Annotated in this window: 10 protein-coding genes; 5 read left to right on the top strand and 5 right to left on the bottom strand. The window is 59.1% G+C overall.

Annotation, left to right across the window (positions count from 1 at the left end; translation table 11 throughout):
* Nucleotides 1–30: 30 nt before the first annotated feature.
* The 4 genes from IIC71_04315 to hrpB all read right to left on the bottom strand — a co-directional run bounded on the left by IIC71_04315 (nucleotide 31) and on the right by hrpB (nucleotide 5,863).
* The gene (locus IIC71_04315; protein ID MCH7668417.1) at nucleotides 31–909 is read right to left on the bottom strand and encodes a sugar ABC transporter permease; all 879 of its coding nucleotides are present in this window, start codon (nucleotides 907–909) and stop codon (nucleotides 31–33) included.
* Nucleotides 906–2,237, bottom strand: a complete 1,332-nt coding sequence (locus tag IIC71_04310; protein ID MCH7668416.1) for an ROK family transcriptional regulator — start codon at nucleotides 2,235–2,237, stop codon at nucleotides 906–908. The genes IIC71_04315 and IIC71_04310 overlap by 4 nt, the downstream gene beginning before the upstream one ends.
* A 229-nt stretch (nucleotides 2,238–2,466) precedes the next feature.
* Nucleotides 2,467–3,342 carry a phosphotransferase gene (locus IIC71_04305; protein ID MCH7668415.1) on the bottom strand — a complete coding sequence of 292 codons (876 nt, stop codon included), beginning with the start codon at nucleotides 3,340–3,342 and terminating at the stop codon, nucleotides 2,467–2,469.
* 46 nt (nucleotides 3,343–3,388) lie between these two features.
* Nucleotides 3,389–5,863, bottom strand: coding sequence for an ATP-dependent helicase HrpB (hrpB, locus tag IIC71_04300; GenBank protein MCH7668414.1), 2,475 nt, complete (start codon nucleotides 5,861–5,863; stop codon nucleotides 3,389–3,391).
* A 111-nt stretch (nucleotides 5,864–5,974) separates the two neighbouring features.
* Here hrpB and IIC71_04295 point away from each other — a divergent pair, with 111 nt between their 5' ends.
* Nucleotides 5,975–7,321, top strand: a complete 1,347-nt coding sequence (locus IIC71_04295) for a hypothetical protein (GenBank protein ID MCH7668413.1) — start codon at nucleotides 5,975–5,977, stop codon at nucleotides 7,319–7,321.
* Nucleotides 7,322–7,335: 14 nt separating this feature from the next.
* Here IIC71_04295 and IIC71_04290 read toward each other — a convergent pair whose 3' ends face one another.
* Nucleotides 7,336–7,788 carry a DUF2269 family protein gene (locus tag IIC71_04290; protein MCH7668412.1) on the bottom strand — a complete coding sequence of 151 codons (453 nt, stop codon included), beginning with the start codon at nucleotides 7,786–7,788 and terminating at the stop codon, nucleotides 7,336–7,338.
* Nucleotides 7,789–8,104: 316 nt separating this feature from the next.
* Here IIC71_04290 and aceE point away from each other — a divergent pair, with 316 nt between their 5' ends.
* The 4 genes from aceE to IIC71_04270 all read left to right on the top strand — a co-directional run bounded on the left by aceE (nucleotide 8,105) and on the right by IIC71_04270 (nucleotide 16,032).
* Nucleotides 8,105–10,804 carry a pyruvate dehydrogenase (acetyl-transferring), homodimeric type gene (gene aceE / locus IIC71_04285; GenBank protein ID MCH7668411.1) on the top strand — a complete coding sequence of 900 codons (2,700 nt, stop codon included), beginning with the start codon at nucleotides 8,105–8,107 and terminating at the stop codon, nucleotides 10,802–10,804.
* Nucleotides 10,805–10,882: 78 nt separating this feature from the next.
* On the top strand, nucleotides 10,883–13,234 hold the full coding sequence (gene ppsA, locus IIC71_04280) for a phosphoenolpyruvate synthase (protein ID MCH7668410.1): 2,352 nt from the start codon (nucleotides 10,883–10,885) through the stop codon (nucleotides 13,232–13,234).
* Nucleotides 13,235–13,236: 2 nt separating this feature from the next.
* Entirely contained in the window at nucleotides 13,237–14,061 is an 825-nt protein-coding gene (ppsR, locus tag IIC71_04275) for a pyruvate, phosphate dikinase/phosphoenolpyruvate synthase regulator (GenBank protein ID MCH7668409.1), read from the top strand.
* A gap of 177 nt (nucleotides 14,062–14,238) precedes the next feature.
* Nucleotides 14,239–16,032, top strand: a complete 1,794-nt coding sequence (locus tag IIC71_04270; protein MCH7668408.1) for a hypothetical protein — start codon at nucleotides 14,239–14,241, stop codon at nucleotides 16,030–16,032.
* Nucleotides 16,033–16,152: the final 120 nt, after the last annotated feature.

Below are 16,152 nucleotides of genomic sequence, written 5' to 3'. Positions count from 1 at the left end.
CGCACACGCGTCTCTGTCGCTCCTCCAACGTTACCTGTCATAGTGCACCCACCGTCGTTGAAGGCGCGTCTGCAAGATGGTCACCGCAAAGATAAAGACAAATAGAATCCATGACATCGCAGCGGCATAACCCATACGGCCAAAACTGAAAGCGTTCTTGACGATCTGTTGGACCACAACCGTCGTCGAATCGAGAGGCCCACCACCGGTAAGGATCCATACTTGCTCGAACACCTGGAATGAGTTGATGAGCAAGATAATCGAGACCAAAAAGACGGTCGGCGTGAGCAGAGGAAACGTGATGCGCCAGAAGGTCTGCCACCTCGTAGCGCCGTCTACGAAGGCTGCCTCGCGGCAGTCGGCCGGAACTGCTTGCAAACCCGCCAAGAACAGAATCATCACGAAACCAGCGTCCTTCCAAACACTGACCGCAATGACCGACACCATTGCCCACCCTCTTTCGAACAGCCACTGTGGTCCGTCAATACCGACGAGGCCGAGCAACCAGTTGATGACACCAAAGCGAGAATTGAGCATCCACTTCCACATCAGGGCAACTGCAACCCACGCAGAAACGACCGGCATGAAGAAGACAACGCGAGAGACGCTAGCGAGCTGGCTGCGACGGTTCATAAGAAGGGCTAGACCGAGTCCCACGAACATCACAACAGGTAGATACCCCGCAATGAAGATCAAGGTGTGAACGAGCGCAGACCGGAACTGTCCGTCGCCAGCCAGTTCGACGAAGTTTCCTACACCAACAAACTCTGGATCGGTCACCAGGTCCCAGTCAAAAAAGCTGAGCAGCCCGGCAGCAAGAATCGGCGCCACCGTAAAGGTGAGCAGCAGCACCAGACTCGGCGCCAGGAATACCACCCACCATCGGCGAGCTGATCCAAGCCAAATCATCGAGAAACGTTCACCCCCCCGAGAGAGTCGGACTCCGCGCCCGGCCCGCGAGGATCAAAACCCGCCGCGCGCGCGGAAGCGACGGGTCTTCCGCGGCGCAACGGCGACCTAAAAAATTCACTGAGAACGACGCACGCCGCTCCTCGGGCCCACGTAACGTCTCCTGCAGATTCGACGACGAGTCGCGTCCCGGATCCAAGTGAATCGAACCGACTTTCCTCCAGCGCGGTTCTCATGGGCCCGAGCCGGAAACTGCCGGCCGCGACACCCTCGCCGGCAACAATGAGCAGTTCGGGATTGAGAAGGTTGACGATGAGGGCGAGACCGATTCCCAACCACCGGCCTGACTCAGCAAGCAGCTCCCGAGCTACGTTGTCACCCCCCTCTGCCGCCTCGACGACTGAGTCGAAACTGATGTTGTCAATACTCCTAAGGGCCGTGGCCGCCCCGCTTTCGACTGCTGCGACGGCGGCGCTCGTCACTGCCCCATCGCTCGCCATCACCTCGAGACATCCCCGCCTCCCACATCTACACACTGGACCGTTGGGAAGAACGGTGATGTGCCCGAGTTCGCCGACGCCGCGGCCATCACCCCCATAAAACTCCCCATTAAGAACGAACCCTGCACCGACGCCGAGGCCGACGGTAACGACCACAAAGTGATCGAGTCCGCGACCGTGTCCGAACCATTGTTCGGCGATAGTGAGGGAGTTGACGTCGTTCTCCAGATACACGTCAAGACCCAGCACCGACGCCAACGGACCGGCGAGATCGACATCGCGCCACCCAAAAAAGGGCGAGTATCTAAGAAGACCCGTCGTGCTGTCGACGATGCCGGCGAGACCAAGACCGACACCGAGAACGTCCGAAGGATTGATACCAGAATCCGAAATTACCCCCTCGACAAGCATCGCAATCTGCCCAATCACGGAAGCGACGTCCGCTCCTTCCCCAAGCCCATTCCGCGCAGAAGGAACCTGGCCGCTGGTATCCAGGAAATCTCTGTGAGCAACGACCTGCGCGTCGAGATCGGTTACCACTGCCACCAGCGACCCGGGCATCACCTTCACTCCCACAACGTACCTAGCGGCGCTGTTGAGACTCAGCATCACCGGCGGCCGCCCTCGAGAGGTCTCGACGACTCCGGTCTCGTGAATCAGACCGCTTTCAATGAGCTCAGAACTGAGGTTGGAGATCGTTGCAGCGCTCAGACCGGACTGCTCGGCGATCGCCGCGCGAGAAATCGGACCCTGACTCTTAACGAGGTTCAACACGAGATTTCTGTTAACCGCCTTCCCTAGGAAGCGGTCGACAATTATTTCATTCATTGGATGAAATAATTGCATATCAGGTCGGCTGCGTCAAACGGCGAACCACATGACAGGTGTGTGGGGCGACCACGAGACCTAACTGAACGCTGATTCCTGGTGAGGAGACAACGATTTCGGTGACCCACGCTCGGCGATATCCTGGACCTCTGAGCGCACATTCACCGGAAACACGACCATTCCAGGGCAGCAGGTTGAAGATCCACTGCCAAGTCGACCAGCGTTGGGGTTAGGTGCTGCGCTCTGCCATGTCGAGGTATTCTTGCGCGAGGTCTTGGAAATTGACGTCTATGACTGTTTCGCCGATCTGGACCAGCGACCACGCGACGCACCGGCACAGGTATACGGCAACGAGGTCATCGAGGTGCTTTCGAACCGTTGGGTCGACATGGCCGAAGTACTCTCGCAACAGCAGGTCCCGGCTTGCGGAATCGATACGGTACGAAACACCGGCAAGGTCATAGAGGGGGTCGCCCATCGCGGCGAACTCCCAGTCGATCAGCCAGAGGGTTCCGTCGTCGAGATAGTTGCGGTAGAAAGTGTCGTTGTGACACAGCACGTTGGTAATGACGCGGTTCGCAACGTGCGACCGCTCAATCTGCGCAACCTGCCCCAACAGCGCACCGAGCCGTTGCGGACGGGGTGTACCGACTTCATCGGCCACCACGAGCCACCGAGCAATGTTCTCGTATGGATTGAACACGCTGTCAACCGGGTCGAGTTGATGAACCTGCTTCAGTCGCGCCGCGACACGCGGAATCATGTCGGCGGAAGCAAACTCGCTCTCAGACAACGGGTGCGCGTCAGCCAGATAGCGAGTAACCGAATGTCCTTCAGGGAGAAAAAAGTCCAGAATCTCTGGCCCGATGCCGGCGTCTGCGGCACGGCGAGCGATCACCGCTTCGCGTTCTCGGTCAATCCCGAGCACCTCGCCGTTATGACCGGTGATCCTCACAACACACTCGACGCCGTCAGCTACCACAAGGTACGTGGTATTCGAAAGACCTCCCGGCAACATCGACACCATCAGTTCGCTCGCTCCGGCGAGTACCGGAACGCGCGCAATCACGCCCCTTAACGCGGAATCATCAGGCAGCTGCGACATGGCGCCAACCTACTAGCAGAGCGCGCTCCGTGGCACACACCCGCGACTACCGCGGCGGCCGCTCGGGAACGTTCGCGGGGTTGGCAGGCCAGTTGTGCTTTGGGTAGCGAGCAGCCATTTCTTTGCGAACCTCCCTCCAACTCCCTTCCCAGAAACCGGCAAGGTCGCTGGTGATCTGGATCGGACGGTCGGCCGGGGACAAAAGATGCAACACCACCGGTACCCCTCCGACGGTCGGCGTGGTGGTCGTGCCGTACAGCTCCTGCACCTTCACTTTGACGATCGGGACGTCCGTTGAGTAGTCGAGCTTTACTCTGCGGCCGCTTGGCAACTCCAACCGCAGCGGAGTCAGGCGAGCGAGTTCCCCAGACAGCCGATGGCCGAGCCGCCCGCGTAGTATCGAGGTGAGATCGAGTGACTCAAGATCGTCTAGGCCGCTTGGGTGACCAATGTACGGGACCAGCCACTCGGCAAGTGTTGTAAGCAGCTGATCTTGGGACCAGTCTGGCCATGGATCACCAACGTGACGGTGCAAGAACGTCACACGCTCGCACAAAGATGTCGTGGAATCGTGCCACGGGAGCGTGTTGAGGCCCCGCTCCCCCACCCTCTTCATCAAGGCCGCCGTTGTTCCCTCGCTCGGTTCCGGTCTGACGTCGATCACGTTGAGGGCGACACCACCGAGCTTGCGCTCCCTTCGCTCGACCAACCGATTCCCGAGCCACCGAAGGTGTTTTTGCTCGACGACGTCGTCGCTAAACAGGCTAGACACGTCCTCAGCATCGATGGCAGCCGCAAGACGGATACGCGTCTCGTTGCGTTTTCCATCAAGGTCAGCAGGGATGAGGAACCGCTCGGGGGCAAGCTCGTCGGCCTCGTTGATCCATGCCCGGTTTCCTGTCCTTAACTGGTACCGCCCTGGTGAACCCCGCAGGACCGCAAGGCGGTCGGGGAAGGCATGGGCGAGAACAAACCCTGCCCTCTCCGGGTCGGCGCCTGCCTCGGTTATGCCTGCCCTCCTCGCTATGTCGCTAGCGGTACGCCGAACGGTGTCGATCGTCCGAGTGCGCTCTAGCGGATGTTTACGAAGACCGTCAACAATGCGGACCCGCAAAGCGAGATCGACTGGGACCTCGTCGGGACGCCCGCCGAGCACGTCACGCTCGTCGATCAACGCAGCCAGGATGCAGGCCAACCAGGCTTGGCTGCCAGCGTCCGCCACCATTCGAGCGAGGCGTGGATGCAGCGGCAGACCGACCATTGTGCGCCCCTTGTCGGTAATCATTCCGGCGTCGTCGACTCCACCGAGAAGTCGGAGTAGCTCAACAGCCTCGTTCCATGCCGGTACGGGTGGAGTATCGAGCCAGCGGAGTTTTGTGACATCGTTGACACCCCATGCCGCCAGCTCGAGCACAAGTCCGGTGAGATCAACAGATGCGATCTCTGGTTCGATGTAGGGCTGCCGAGAACCGTGCTCTACTTTTGACCACAGGCGATACGCAACACCGGGTTCGGTCCGTCCAGCCCGACCCGATCTCTGATCAGCCGACGCCTTCGAGATTGCGTGCGTAAGGAGACGAGTCATACCAGTGCGGGGATCGAATCGGGGCGATTTGGTCCGCCCGGTGTCGATCACAATTCGCACCCCCTCGACCGTGAGACTGGTCTCAGCGACATCAGTGGACAAGACAACCTTGCGCTCGCCGGGAAAGCTAGCGGCCAGCGCAAGATCCTGCTGGTCGACGGACAGTGACCCGTGCAGCAGTCGAACGTGCGCGTCAATTTCGGCCTCTCGTAACAACTGTTCGACACGCCTGATCTCTGCCATTCCTGAGAGGAACACCAACACGTCGCCGTCGTGCGAACGAAGCGCCCGCTGGACAATGTGGGCGGTGTGCGACTCGATGCGGGTCTGGCGCCGCAAAGGCGCCCAAAACACGTCGATAGGGTACGCGCGGGCGTCCGATTCCACTATTGGCGACGGACCACCGATGCCGATGTGCCCAGCAATGTCGGTTGCACTCACCGTTGCGGACATGACGACAATCCGCAGATCGGGACGGATCGTATCTCGTACGTCGAGTGTCAGCGCCAAGCCGAGATCGGTTTGAAGGTTTCGTTCGTGTACTTCGTCAAAGATGACGGCCGCCGTGTCGTCAAGCTCTGGGTTGTGTTGTAATCGTCTGGTGAGGACACCCTCCGTGACAACCTCGATCCGGGTATTACGCGACACCTGCCGGTCACCTCGGGTGACGTAACCGACCGTTGCGCCAACACGTTCGCCGAGAAGCTGGGCCATTCTTCGGGCTGCGGCCCTCGTGGCAAGCCGCCGCGGTTCAAGCACGACGATCTTGCGGTCCCCGACCCAGGCCTCATCAAGTAGGTGCAGCGGGACGATCGTTGTTTTACCCGACCCCGGAGGGGCAACAACCACGACGCTCCCGGCACCGACGAGGGCCCCTTTGATCTGCGGGAGGACATCCTCGATCGGCAGCCCAGTATGCGGTAAAGATCGTGCCATTGCACAGAGGCTAGCCCTGGGTCGGAACAGTTCCTGGCGACAATGCCACGCGATAGCGGACGCCGGCGGTAGCCTCGCGCAGGCAACTGAGCTATCAAACGAGAAGAGATTGTGAGCCGACATGTCAAAGGCGGCTTCCTGCCTGTGAGCCGACAACTCATAGGCATTCTGATTGCGCTGACAGTGTTCACCGCAGCGTGCGGAGCGACTGTAGGAACCACAACCACCACGCCGACCGTAACAACAACATCGACGACCTCAGTACCCGAAACGACGGTTGCGCCAACGACACAGCCGGTCGCGGATGATACAGCAACCTCGGTCCCGGCAACTTCAACGACAGTCGAGCCCGTGGATGACGTGCTCGACTTTGGTCAGTGGATTTTGGTGCTCGCGTCGCTCGCCACCGACGAGTTCGATCAAGCAGATGCTGCTGCACGGACACGGGACATCGAAGGGTCAAACGTCTTGTTGTCTGACGACTACCCATCACTCAACGCGGGCTACTGGGTGGTGTACGCGGGGCCATACGATGTGGACCCAACGGTGTCTGCGTGCCCAGCCGATCTCCCGGCGGCGTTTACCTGCTACCCGCGGTTCATCGGAGAAACTGCAAACGCGGCAGGCAACATTGTGGTGCAGCTCCCTGAAGGGATTCGTCAGATTGATCCGACTACCGGAGAGTTCGTCGGCAACTTGCTTCCATTTTCACTTGAGGCAAGCCGGTACGACCGATTCACCGTCACAAATGACGGTTCCGCTGCGTTCTACGGACTTGGTGAAGAGGACTTTTGGTTTGATTGTGAATCGTCGCGCGGCACTGTGGAACGAGTGGATCTCATTACGGGTAAGACAGACCAGGTTTACCCCGGCCGGTACCCGCAGATCTCCCCAGACGGCACCCGTATCGCGGTCATAGATGCCTCCGAGTGCATACCCGACCCTGCCGAGTCGCAGTTCGTGCTCACCCTGGCCGATCAAGTGCAGATCTACGACCTGTCCCAGGGTGTTGCCATCCCGGTCACGACATTCGAAATCGAAGGACCCATCGACCCGAACGACCTTGGCCGGACAATCGCCGACGTCCACTGGCTTGACAATGACACACTTCTCGTGTTCCAAGCGAGCGCTACCGTGCTGCGGGTCGAGCTAGACAGCCAAACCGTCGTCACCGACGGACTGGCCATTGCCCAATCGGAAGACTTCGTATTTCCGACCGCCATCGTAGGTTTCGACGTCTACTTCTCTGATGTAAATCTCACGGGCCCGGGGATCTCACGGCTGTACCGCAGAAACGTCATAACCGGGGACAAAACACCGACCGACATTACGACGGACAGTTGGATCATCGGTTCAGCCAACGGCGACGACGTTGTGTTTACGACGTTTGGACGGGTGTATATCAACGGTGAGCTACTCACGGACCTCGGCGGCGAAATCCTCACGATAGGTTGGTAACCACGGTCGACAGGCTACGCACCGAGGCGGGAAACCATCGCCCACACCGTGACCACCATCAACAACGTGTCAATCACGCCGAACTGACGGATTCTTGCCCGCGCGGTGTCTGCAATGTCACCATCGCCCGCGTCAAAAGCATCCGCCGCCTTGATCGCTTCAGGCTCGAACACCTTGATACCCAGGACGACGCCCACGATGATGGCCACGATTCCGATCGAAACAAAGACGTCACTGAACTCGAACACGCCGTCCGACGTCACAACGAGCGCGATGCCGGTGACCAGGATCAGAATGGCGGCGGGCATGTACAGCGTCTTGCTCATCCCCGCCGTGGTTCGTAACCATCGCGCCGCGACCGGTCCGCGATCCTCCATCATCGACCGGTTGACGGCAAACTGCGTGACATTCGCGCCGAACCATGTCGCCACCCCCAGAATGTGTAGTAGCAGCAATCCTTCGCTCATCTTTGTCCTCTCCAACGGGCGCTTGGCGCGCATAATAACCGGATCGAGACGGGTTCCCGAAAGCAGCACCCGGACAACAAAGCACGTTGTCCACGGGTAGGTCGGAGACCAGGCATCAAAGTTCACTATGTGTCTTCAGCGGCGGTTCTGAACACATCGCGAGGGGGTGACGGGAGGCGACGACCCCAGGTCGCACTCGGAGACTCGCTGCCATTTGTTGAGCGGCTACGAAGTGAACGCACCGGGTAGGCACGCAGGAGACACCGCTGGCACGCGTTATCCTTCCGACTCGCGTAGCAGGAACGACGGAGACGGCATGATCATTGACGGGTTCACACATCAGTTACCCGACATGGACCCCGAAGAGACCCGTGAATGGCTCGAGGCGTTGGACAGCGTCATCGAGAGCGACGGCACCCGCCGGGCTCAGATCCTCATGGCCCGTCTGATCGAGCGTGCGCGACAACGCAACATCGGCGTCCCCGCTTCGGTGTCGACCCCGTACATAAACACGATCCCGGCAGCAAACGAAGCTCCGTACCCCGGCGACGAGAAGCTCGAACGTCGCATCCGCCACATCATCCGGTGGAATGCCGCAGTGATGGTGACAAAGGCGAATAAGACAGCGGACGGTATCGGAGGCCACCTCTCGTCGTTTGCAAGCTCAGCGCTTCTCCATGAAGTTGGTTTCAACCACTTCTTTAGAGGCCACACATCCGACCGTCCCGGCGATGCGGTGTATTTCCAGGGACACGCGTCGCCTGGCATCTATGCCCGGGCATTCCTCGAAGGGCGCATCGACGAAAACCAGCTCGACAATTTCAGACGCGAAGTTGCCGGTGGCGGCCTCTCTTCATACCCACACCCACGCCTCATGCCCGACTTCTGGGAATACCCGACCGTGTCAATGGGACTCGGTCCCATCAACTCCATATATCAGGCCCGATTCAACAAGTACCTTGAAAGTCGTGGCCACGACGACACCACTGACACACGGGTGTGGGGATTTCTCGGGGACGGCGAGACAGACGAACCAGAGAGCCTTGGGGCCATCACCCTTGCCGGAAGAGAACACCTCGATAATCTGACGTGGGTGATCAACTGCAACCTCCAGCGTCTCGACGGCCCTGTCCGGGGAAACGGGAAAATCATCCAGGAACTCGAGGCGGTCTTTCGGGGTGCCGGCTGGAACGTCCTCAAGGTCATCTGGGGAACAAACTGGGACGATCTCATCGCTCGCGACACGACTGGTGCGCTCGTTCACAGAATGAACACAACCGTGGACGGTGAGTATCAGCGCTACAAGGCCGAGAACGGTGCTTATGTACGCGAGCATTTCTTCGGACCAGAACCGGAACTCGCAGAACTCGTGTCCCACATGACCGACGAAGAGGTGTGGGCATTGCGCAGGGGCGGACTCGACTACCGCAAGGTCTACACCGCGTACAAAGCGGCGACCGAGCTCAAGGGTGCACCGACGGTGATCCTTGCAAAAACCATCAAGGGGTGGGAGCTCGGCAAGGGTGTCCAGGGGGGAATGAGCACCCACAGCTTCAAGAAGCTCTCGACAGAGCAACTCAAGGGGCTCCGCATAAAACTCGGACTCGAGGAAGACGTTCCTCTCGAATCGCTCTCTGACGACCAGGATCCGCCCTATATCCGCCCGGCACCTGACTCACCAGAGGTTCGCTACAACAAGGAACGCAGGGCCGAACTCGGCGGGTCCGTGCCGCGACGCACGACCGCCGTACGCAAACCTCTGCAGATGCCGGCTGACGAGGTGTTTGAAGAGTTCGACGCCGGCTCTGGGGACAACGCTGTCTCCACGACGATGGCATACATACGACTGCTGCGGAGTTTATGTCGAGACGAAAACATGGGCAGTCGAGTTGTACCGATAATCCCCGACGAGGGTCGCACGTTCGGCATGGATGCCCTCTTCAAGGAGTTGGCAATCTACGCGCCAAAAGGGCAGCTTTACGAACCTGTCGATCATGCGATGCTGCTCTCCTATGAGGAACGCAGCGATGGCCAGATTCTCGAAGAAGGAATTACTGAGGCTGGTTCGATGGCGAGTTGGATCGCCGCAGCGACGTCGTACGCCACGCGAGGCGTTCCGATGGTTCCTTTCTTCATGTTCTACTCCATGTTCGGTTTTCAGCGTATCGGTGACCTCACTTGGCTAGCGGCCGATATGCGGGCCCGCGGTTTTCTCATCGGCGCAACAGCTGGCCGCACCACGCTGCTTGGCGAAGGGCTGCAACACCAGGATGGGCACTCGCCGCTGCTCGCCTCAAGCATTCCAACATGCGAGGTATATGACCCCGCATTTGCGTACGAGACGGCCGCCATAATCAAACACGGTATGCACCGCATGTATGTCGAAGATGAAGACGTCTACTACTACCTCACGTTGTACAACGAGAATTATTTGCAACCTGAGAAACCCGAGGGTATCGACGACGGGATCATCGAAGGAATGTACCGATTCTCACAGGCACCCGAAGGCACGACATCGCAGGCGACCATTCTGTTTTCAGGGGCGTCCCAGGGTGCTGCACGCGAAGCCCAACAAGATCTAGCAAGCATCTACGGCGTTGGCACTGAGCTATGGAGCGTCACGTCGTACAAGAAGCTCCGTGAACAGGCTCTCGGTGCGGAACGGTGGAACAGGCTCCATCCGCTCCAGGACAACCACGTGCCGCTCGTTACGCAACAGCTTCTGTTGGCGTCTGGACCGGTTGTGGCAGTGACCGACTACATGCGAGCCGTTCCTGATCAGATTTCGCGCTGGGTGCCAGGCACGTACACGTCTCTCGGAACGGACGGCTTTGGTCGCTCGGATATTCGGGAGTCACTCAGGTCGTTCTTTGAGGTGGATACCGGTCACATCGTGGTCACCGTGCTCGGGGAACTCGCATCACAGGGCACCATCGATCGAGAGTTGGTGCAACAGGCTGTCGGCCACTACTCGGTTGACACTGAAGCAGTCGCGCCATGGCAGGCGGATCTCTGACGCAGCGGTTTTGCCGTTACCCTTGGAGATACGCGCAGCTTTGGAGATGCGCACAAGACAGACCGGGAAGGGCACTGCATGGGATCTTTGATTCGCCAACTGAGCGACGTGGGGATGGCCGACGTCGACCTCGTCGGAGGCAAGAACGCCTCCCTTGGGGAGATGATTTCACACCTCGCCGACGCTGGTGTCCGCGTGCCTGGCGGTTTTGCCACAACCGCAGACGCGTTTCGCGACTTCGTTCGAACCAACGACATCGATACGCGTGCCAGAACGCTCTTGGATTCCCTGGACATCAACGACCTCGACGCGCTGGCCCTCGCGGGTAAAACGATCCGCCAGTGGATAGTCGACGCACCCCTCGGGTCAGAACTCACCGGCCAGATCAGCAGTCATTACCGCGACCTCTCATCGGATGGTGACATGGCTGTCGCGGTACGTTCTTCGGCTACCGCCGAAGACCTTCCAGACGCATCCTTCGCCGGTCAGCAGGAAACTTTCCTCAACGTGACCGGAATTGACGCGGTGCTCGCAGCGGTCCGTGAGGTGTTTGCGTCCCTGTACAACGACCGAGCAATCGCGTACCGGGTCCATAAAGGTTTTGCGCACAGCCAGGTTGCGATCTCAGCCGGCATTCAACAGATGGTTCGCTCCGACTGCGGTTCGAGCGGAGTCATGTTCACCATGGACACCGAGTCTGGTCATGAAGGTGTGGTGCTCATAACATCAGCGTACGGCCTTGGGGAACTCGTTGTGCAGGGCGCCGTGGTACCCGACGAGTTCTACGTCTACAAGAAGGCGCTAGCGGAGGGGCGCCCAGCGGTCATCCAGCGCCGCATGGGTTCGAAACATCGTGAGATGGTGCTCACCGGACCAGGTGTCACAGAACAGGACGTACCACCCGAACGCCAAACGCAGTTTTCCTTGTCGAACGACGAGGTAGAGGAACTCGCACGACTCGCAGTGATCATCGAGAAACACTACGACCGCCCAATGGACATTGAATGGGGCAAAGACGGCAACGACAACAAGCTTTACATCCTCCAAGCTCGTCCTGAGACGGTGCAGTCGCAGACGTCGGCAAACGTGCTTGAGCGATTTCAGCTCAACGAGCGCGGCCCGGTCATCATCGAAGGCCGGTCCGTCGGGCAACGAATCGGATCCGGCACGATTCGCGTCATCGCCTCACCCCATGAGATGGACCGAGTGCAAGAAGGTGACATCCTCGTTGCTGATATGACGGACCCAGACTGGGAACCTGTGATGAAGCGTGCAAGCGCGATCGTGACGAACCGTGGCGGTCGCACCTGCCACGCCGCAATCATCGCGCGCGAACTCGGAATTCCCGCGGTGGTTGGCACCGGCGAAGCCACGACGTTGCTCACGGACGGTCTTGGGGCCACCGTTTCGTGTGCTGAGGGAGACACCGGGTACGTCTACGAAGGCATCCTTGACCACGAGGTGTTACGAATCGAGCTCGACTCGATGCCCGAGCTGGCAACCAAGATCATGATGAATGTGGCGAGCCCCGATCGGGCGTTCTCATTCTCGCGCTTACCGAACTCCGGTGTCGGGCTTGCTCGTCTTGAGTTCATTATCAATAACGTCATCGGCGTACATCCTCAAGCGCTCGTTGACCACCCCGACCTCCCTCCAGAGGTACTCACACAGGTGGACGAACGGATCGCCGGTTACACCGACGCCACAACGTTCTTTGTGGAGAAGTTGCGCGAGGGTGTTGCGACCATCGCGGCGGCGTTTGCGCCAAAGCCGGTGATCGTGCGGTTGTCGGATTTCAAGTCCAACGAGTACGCGCACCTCATCGGTGGACCCCTGTACGAACCCGTCGAAGAGAACCCGATGATTGGTTTTCGAGGAGCATCGCGATACACAGCGGCCTCTTTCAAGAAGGCGTTCGCCCTTGAGTGCGAGGCGATCCGATCGGTCCGCGACGACATGGGGCTCACGAACGTCGAGGTCATGGTGCCGTTCGTCCGCACCGTCGAAGAGGCCAGCAACGTCGTGGACGTCCTCGCGACCAACGGTATCCGTCGCGGTGAAAACGGTCTGCGCCTCATCATGATGTGCGAAATTCCGTCGAACGCCCTGCTGGCTGACCAATTTCTTGAGATGTTCGACGGGTTCTCGATCGGTTCGAACGACCTCACCCAATTCGCCCTTGCGCTCGACCGCGACTCCGGGCTCATCGCGCATCTGTTCGATGAGCGAAATGATGCGGTGAAGGCCCTGATCACGATGGCGCTCGATGCCTGCAAGCGTGCCGACAAATACATCGGCATCTGCGGTCAGGGGCCGTCTGACCACCCCGACTTCGCGGAGTGGCTGGCAGACCAGGGCATCTCAAGTATCTCTTTGAACCCCGATAGCGTTGTTGCGACCTGGCTTCACCTCGCACGAGTCGAGGTCTAGCGATGCATCGCCGGGCAGTTTTTTGCGTGTCGGACCACACAGGTGTAACCGTTGAGGCGTTGGCACGGTCGATCCTTGCGCGCTACGAGTCGATCGAGTGGGTGTATCTCGTACGATCCTTCGTGGACACGGACGCCAAGGCAAAGGCGATCGCCGCTGAAATCGTGAAAGTCGGCGAACGCATCGGATCACGCCCCATCGTTTTCACAACCCTTATCAACAAGAGCCTTGAACAGCACGTTGACGCTGCCGATGCGCTTGTTCTCAATACGTTCAGTGCGTTTGTGCCTGCCCTATCTGAGGAACTGCACGCACAGCCGAGCCGCGATATCGGAACATTTCACGACATCTCGGACAGCAAGGGGTACCAGAAGCGCCTCGACGCCGTCGATTTCACGCTGAGCACAGACGACGGCGTTGGGCTCCAACACTACGATCGAGCGGACGTCATCGTCATCGGCGTATCGAGATGCGGCAAGACACCAACATGTCTGTACCTGGCAATGCACTACGGCGTCGCGGCAGCGAACTATCCGCTCATTGACGAGGACCTTGACTCTCCCGGACTGCCGGAAGCGTTGATCCACCACGTTGACAAGCTTTACGCACTGACGATCGACCCGGTCCGCCTCCACAAGATTCGGCAGCACCGGCGGCCCAACTCGCCGTACGCGTCCCAAGACCGGTGTACTGCTGATGTCAACCGCGCAGCTCGCATCTATCGATCGATGGGGTTACGCCCGACCGATACCACGGCTGTATCGATTGAGGAAATCTCCGCACGCATTGTGAAATTCATGGGACTCACCGACAAACCGATGGTGTAACCACCTGAGATCCGGGTTTTCATGTCGGCAAAGAAAAACTCTCCTCTGCCACTGTTAGTGGTCGCCTAACCCTGGCTTAACCATCGATCGCCGATAGTTAGAGAAGGTGATGACACACCTGTACAACGCAAACGGCCCTGGTTTACCGGCCGAAGCAACCGAGAGGATCGAAACCACATGAAGAAACGCTGGATAAGTCTGCTGACGTTGTCCGTCGCTGCGAGTTCGCTGATCGCCCCAGCGGCAGCATCCGCCAGTACGACGCAAGCGATTGCGGACACCGGAGGAATGACTCTTACGCTTGGGATCCTCGGTTCCCCGCTGAACGTAGCGGTTACCGTGGACGAAATCGGCAACATCACCGAGGTCGAGATTAGCGACACGGCGTTCACCGAGACGCATACCGGTGAGAACAAGGTGCGATTCACCGACGAAGATGGTTCGACCCGCATCGATGTGTCGGCCAAGAAAGACAGGTTGCGCGCAACCATAAAGGCAGCTGATCTATCCGCCATTGTTGGCAGCCACGCCTGGTCGGCTGTCCTCTTCGGTGCCGACGACAAAACTTCCGTGGCTTTTGACGTTATTGAGAACGCCGACGGCTATCCAGAGCTGGCAAACGTGTTTGTCACAGCAATGTTCCCTGAGGACGGTGCCTCCGAAATCAGCGACATCAGGATGGAACTCGACGATGACGAGGCCGAGTCGTGGGTGAAGATCACATTCACCTCGAACGGCTACACCATGACCTTGAAGATCAAGGTTGAGATGGAGTTCGAGGACGATGATGACGATGACAACACTTCGGTAAAGCTTTCGATCGAACTCAAAGGCAAGGACATACAGAAGCTCAAGGACCAGCAGCTAGCCGACCTCGTCGGCGACCACAACTGGGTCGGGCGCTACTGCGACGGCACACCAATCGGCATCACCTATGCAATCTCCGATACCGGCGACCTCACGTTCACTGGCACCACCGTTGACAGCGCTGACGCCGATCCCGACACATACGACATCAAGGACAAGGGTCACGGTTTCGAGGTGCGGTTCGCCGACTCCGATGCACGAGTTCGCGTCGAACTCAAGGAAAGCGACGACGGCACCTGGGACCTCAAGGTTAAATCGCAGACCACGCAGAAGTGCGACCACGACGACGACGATCGCGACAAGAAGGACCGCGACCACGACGACGACGATCGCGACAAGAAGGACCACGACGACGACGACGACGATCGCGACAAGAAGGACCACGACGACGACGAGATGACGACGAATAGTCGTTCAATGAAGCCATGGTGGCGGCCCCTCGGGGCCGCCACCATCTTGTTGCTGGCACTTGCGGGCTGCAGTTCGACGATTGGCGAACTATCGAGCACTTCCACAACAGCGACCACCACCTCCAACGCTGCTACCGCTACGACGGCCGCGGTTGACCCCGCCGAATCGCAGGCACCAACCACGGCAATCGATGCCCAAAGGCTTCTTGCTGACGCGCTGGCCAGCTTCGCCGAGGGATACGAATTCACAGGAACTGTGACGATCAACAGCGAGCAAGCCACCGTGATCGCTGGCCGATGGTTCGATGGCTCATCCCAAGTCTCGATCCGTTCAGGATCGGGAGAGGTCGAGTACATAACGACTGCAAACGGTCAGTGGGCGCGACTGCCCGACGGCGAATGGGAAGAGCTCGACGGACTACCGCCGTCCGAGAATCCTCTCGCCGCACTCTCGTCACCCGCTTCACTCGAAGTGTCATCCTCGGACGCAAGCACAGTACGTCTTTCAGCAACCTACCCGGCCGCGGAACTGGGCCTCGTTGGGGATCCAATCGAGGTGACCCTCGTCATCGAGGATGGACTCCTGGTGCAAGCGTCGTACGGGATCGAGATCGACGGGAACACCGGCAGCTCGGTCACCGAATTTGACCGGGTTGGCGACACAACACCCATCGTGAGCCCGGCGGATTCGTGAAACGACAACGTTTGGCGAACCGCCCGTCCTCTCCCTCGCCGGACGGGTGGTTCGCTGATACTCCAACATGTCACTCGATTGGGCCCTCGAACGATCTCTGCAATCGGCCGTCTCATCCGT

This window comes from Acidobacteriota bacterium (genome assembly GCA_022562055.1).
Lineage (GTDB): Bacteria > Actinomycetota > Acidimicrobiia > Spongiisociales > UBA5794 > BMS3BBIN02.
Note: the sequence above shows the minus strand (reverse complement) of the source record. Positions and strands in the feature narration are given on the sequence as shown.

Bases quoted from the DNA above. Each gene is read 5' to 3' on its own strand.
- IIC71_04315 (MCH7668417.1), bottom strand. From the start codon at position 909: ATGATTTGGCTTGGATCAGCTCGCCGATGGTGGGTGGTATTCCTGGCG.
- IIC71_04310 (MCH7668416.1), bottom strand. From the start codon at position 2,237: ATGAATGAAATAATTGTCGACCGCTTCCTAGGGAAGGCGGTTAACAGA.
- IIC71_04305 (MCH7668415.1), bottom strand. From the start codon at position 3,342: ATGTCGCAGCTGCCTGATGATTCCGCGTTAAGGGGCGTGATTGCGCGC.
- hrpB (MCH7668414.1), bottom strand. From the start codon at position 5,863: ATGGCACGATCTTTACCGCATACTGGGCTGCCGATCGAGGATGTCCTC.
- IIC71_04290 (MCH7668412.1), bottom strand. From the start codon at position 7,788: ATGAGCGAAGGATTGCTGCTACTACACATTCTGGGGGTGGCGACATGG.
- aceE (MCH7668411.1), top strand. From the start codon at position 8,105: ATGATCATTGACGGGTTCACACATCAGTTACCCGACATGGACCCCGAA.
- ppsA (MCH7668410.1), top strand. From the start codon at position 10,883: ATGGGATCTTTGATTCGCCAACTGAGCGACGTGGGGATGGCCGACGTC.
- ppsR (MCH7668409.1), top strand. From the start codon at position 13,237: ATGCATCGCCGGGCAGTTTTTTGCGTGTCGGACCACACAGGTGTAACC.
- IIC71_04270 (MCH7668408.1), top strand. From the start codon at position 14,239: ATGAAGAAACGCTGGATAAGTCTGCTGACGTTGTCCGTCGCTGCGAGT.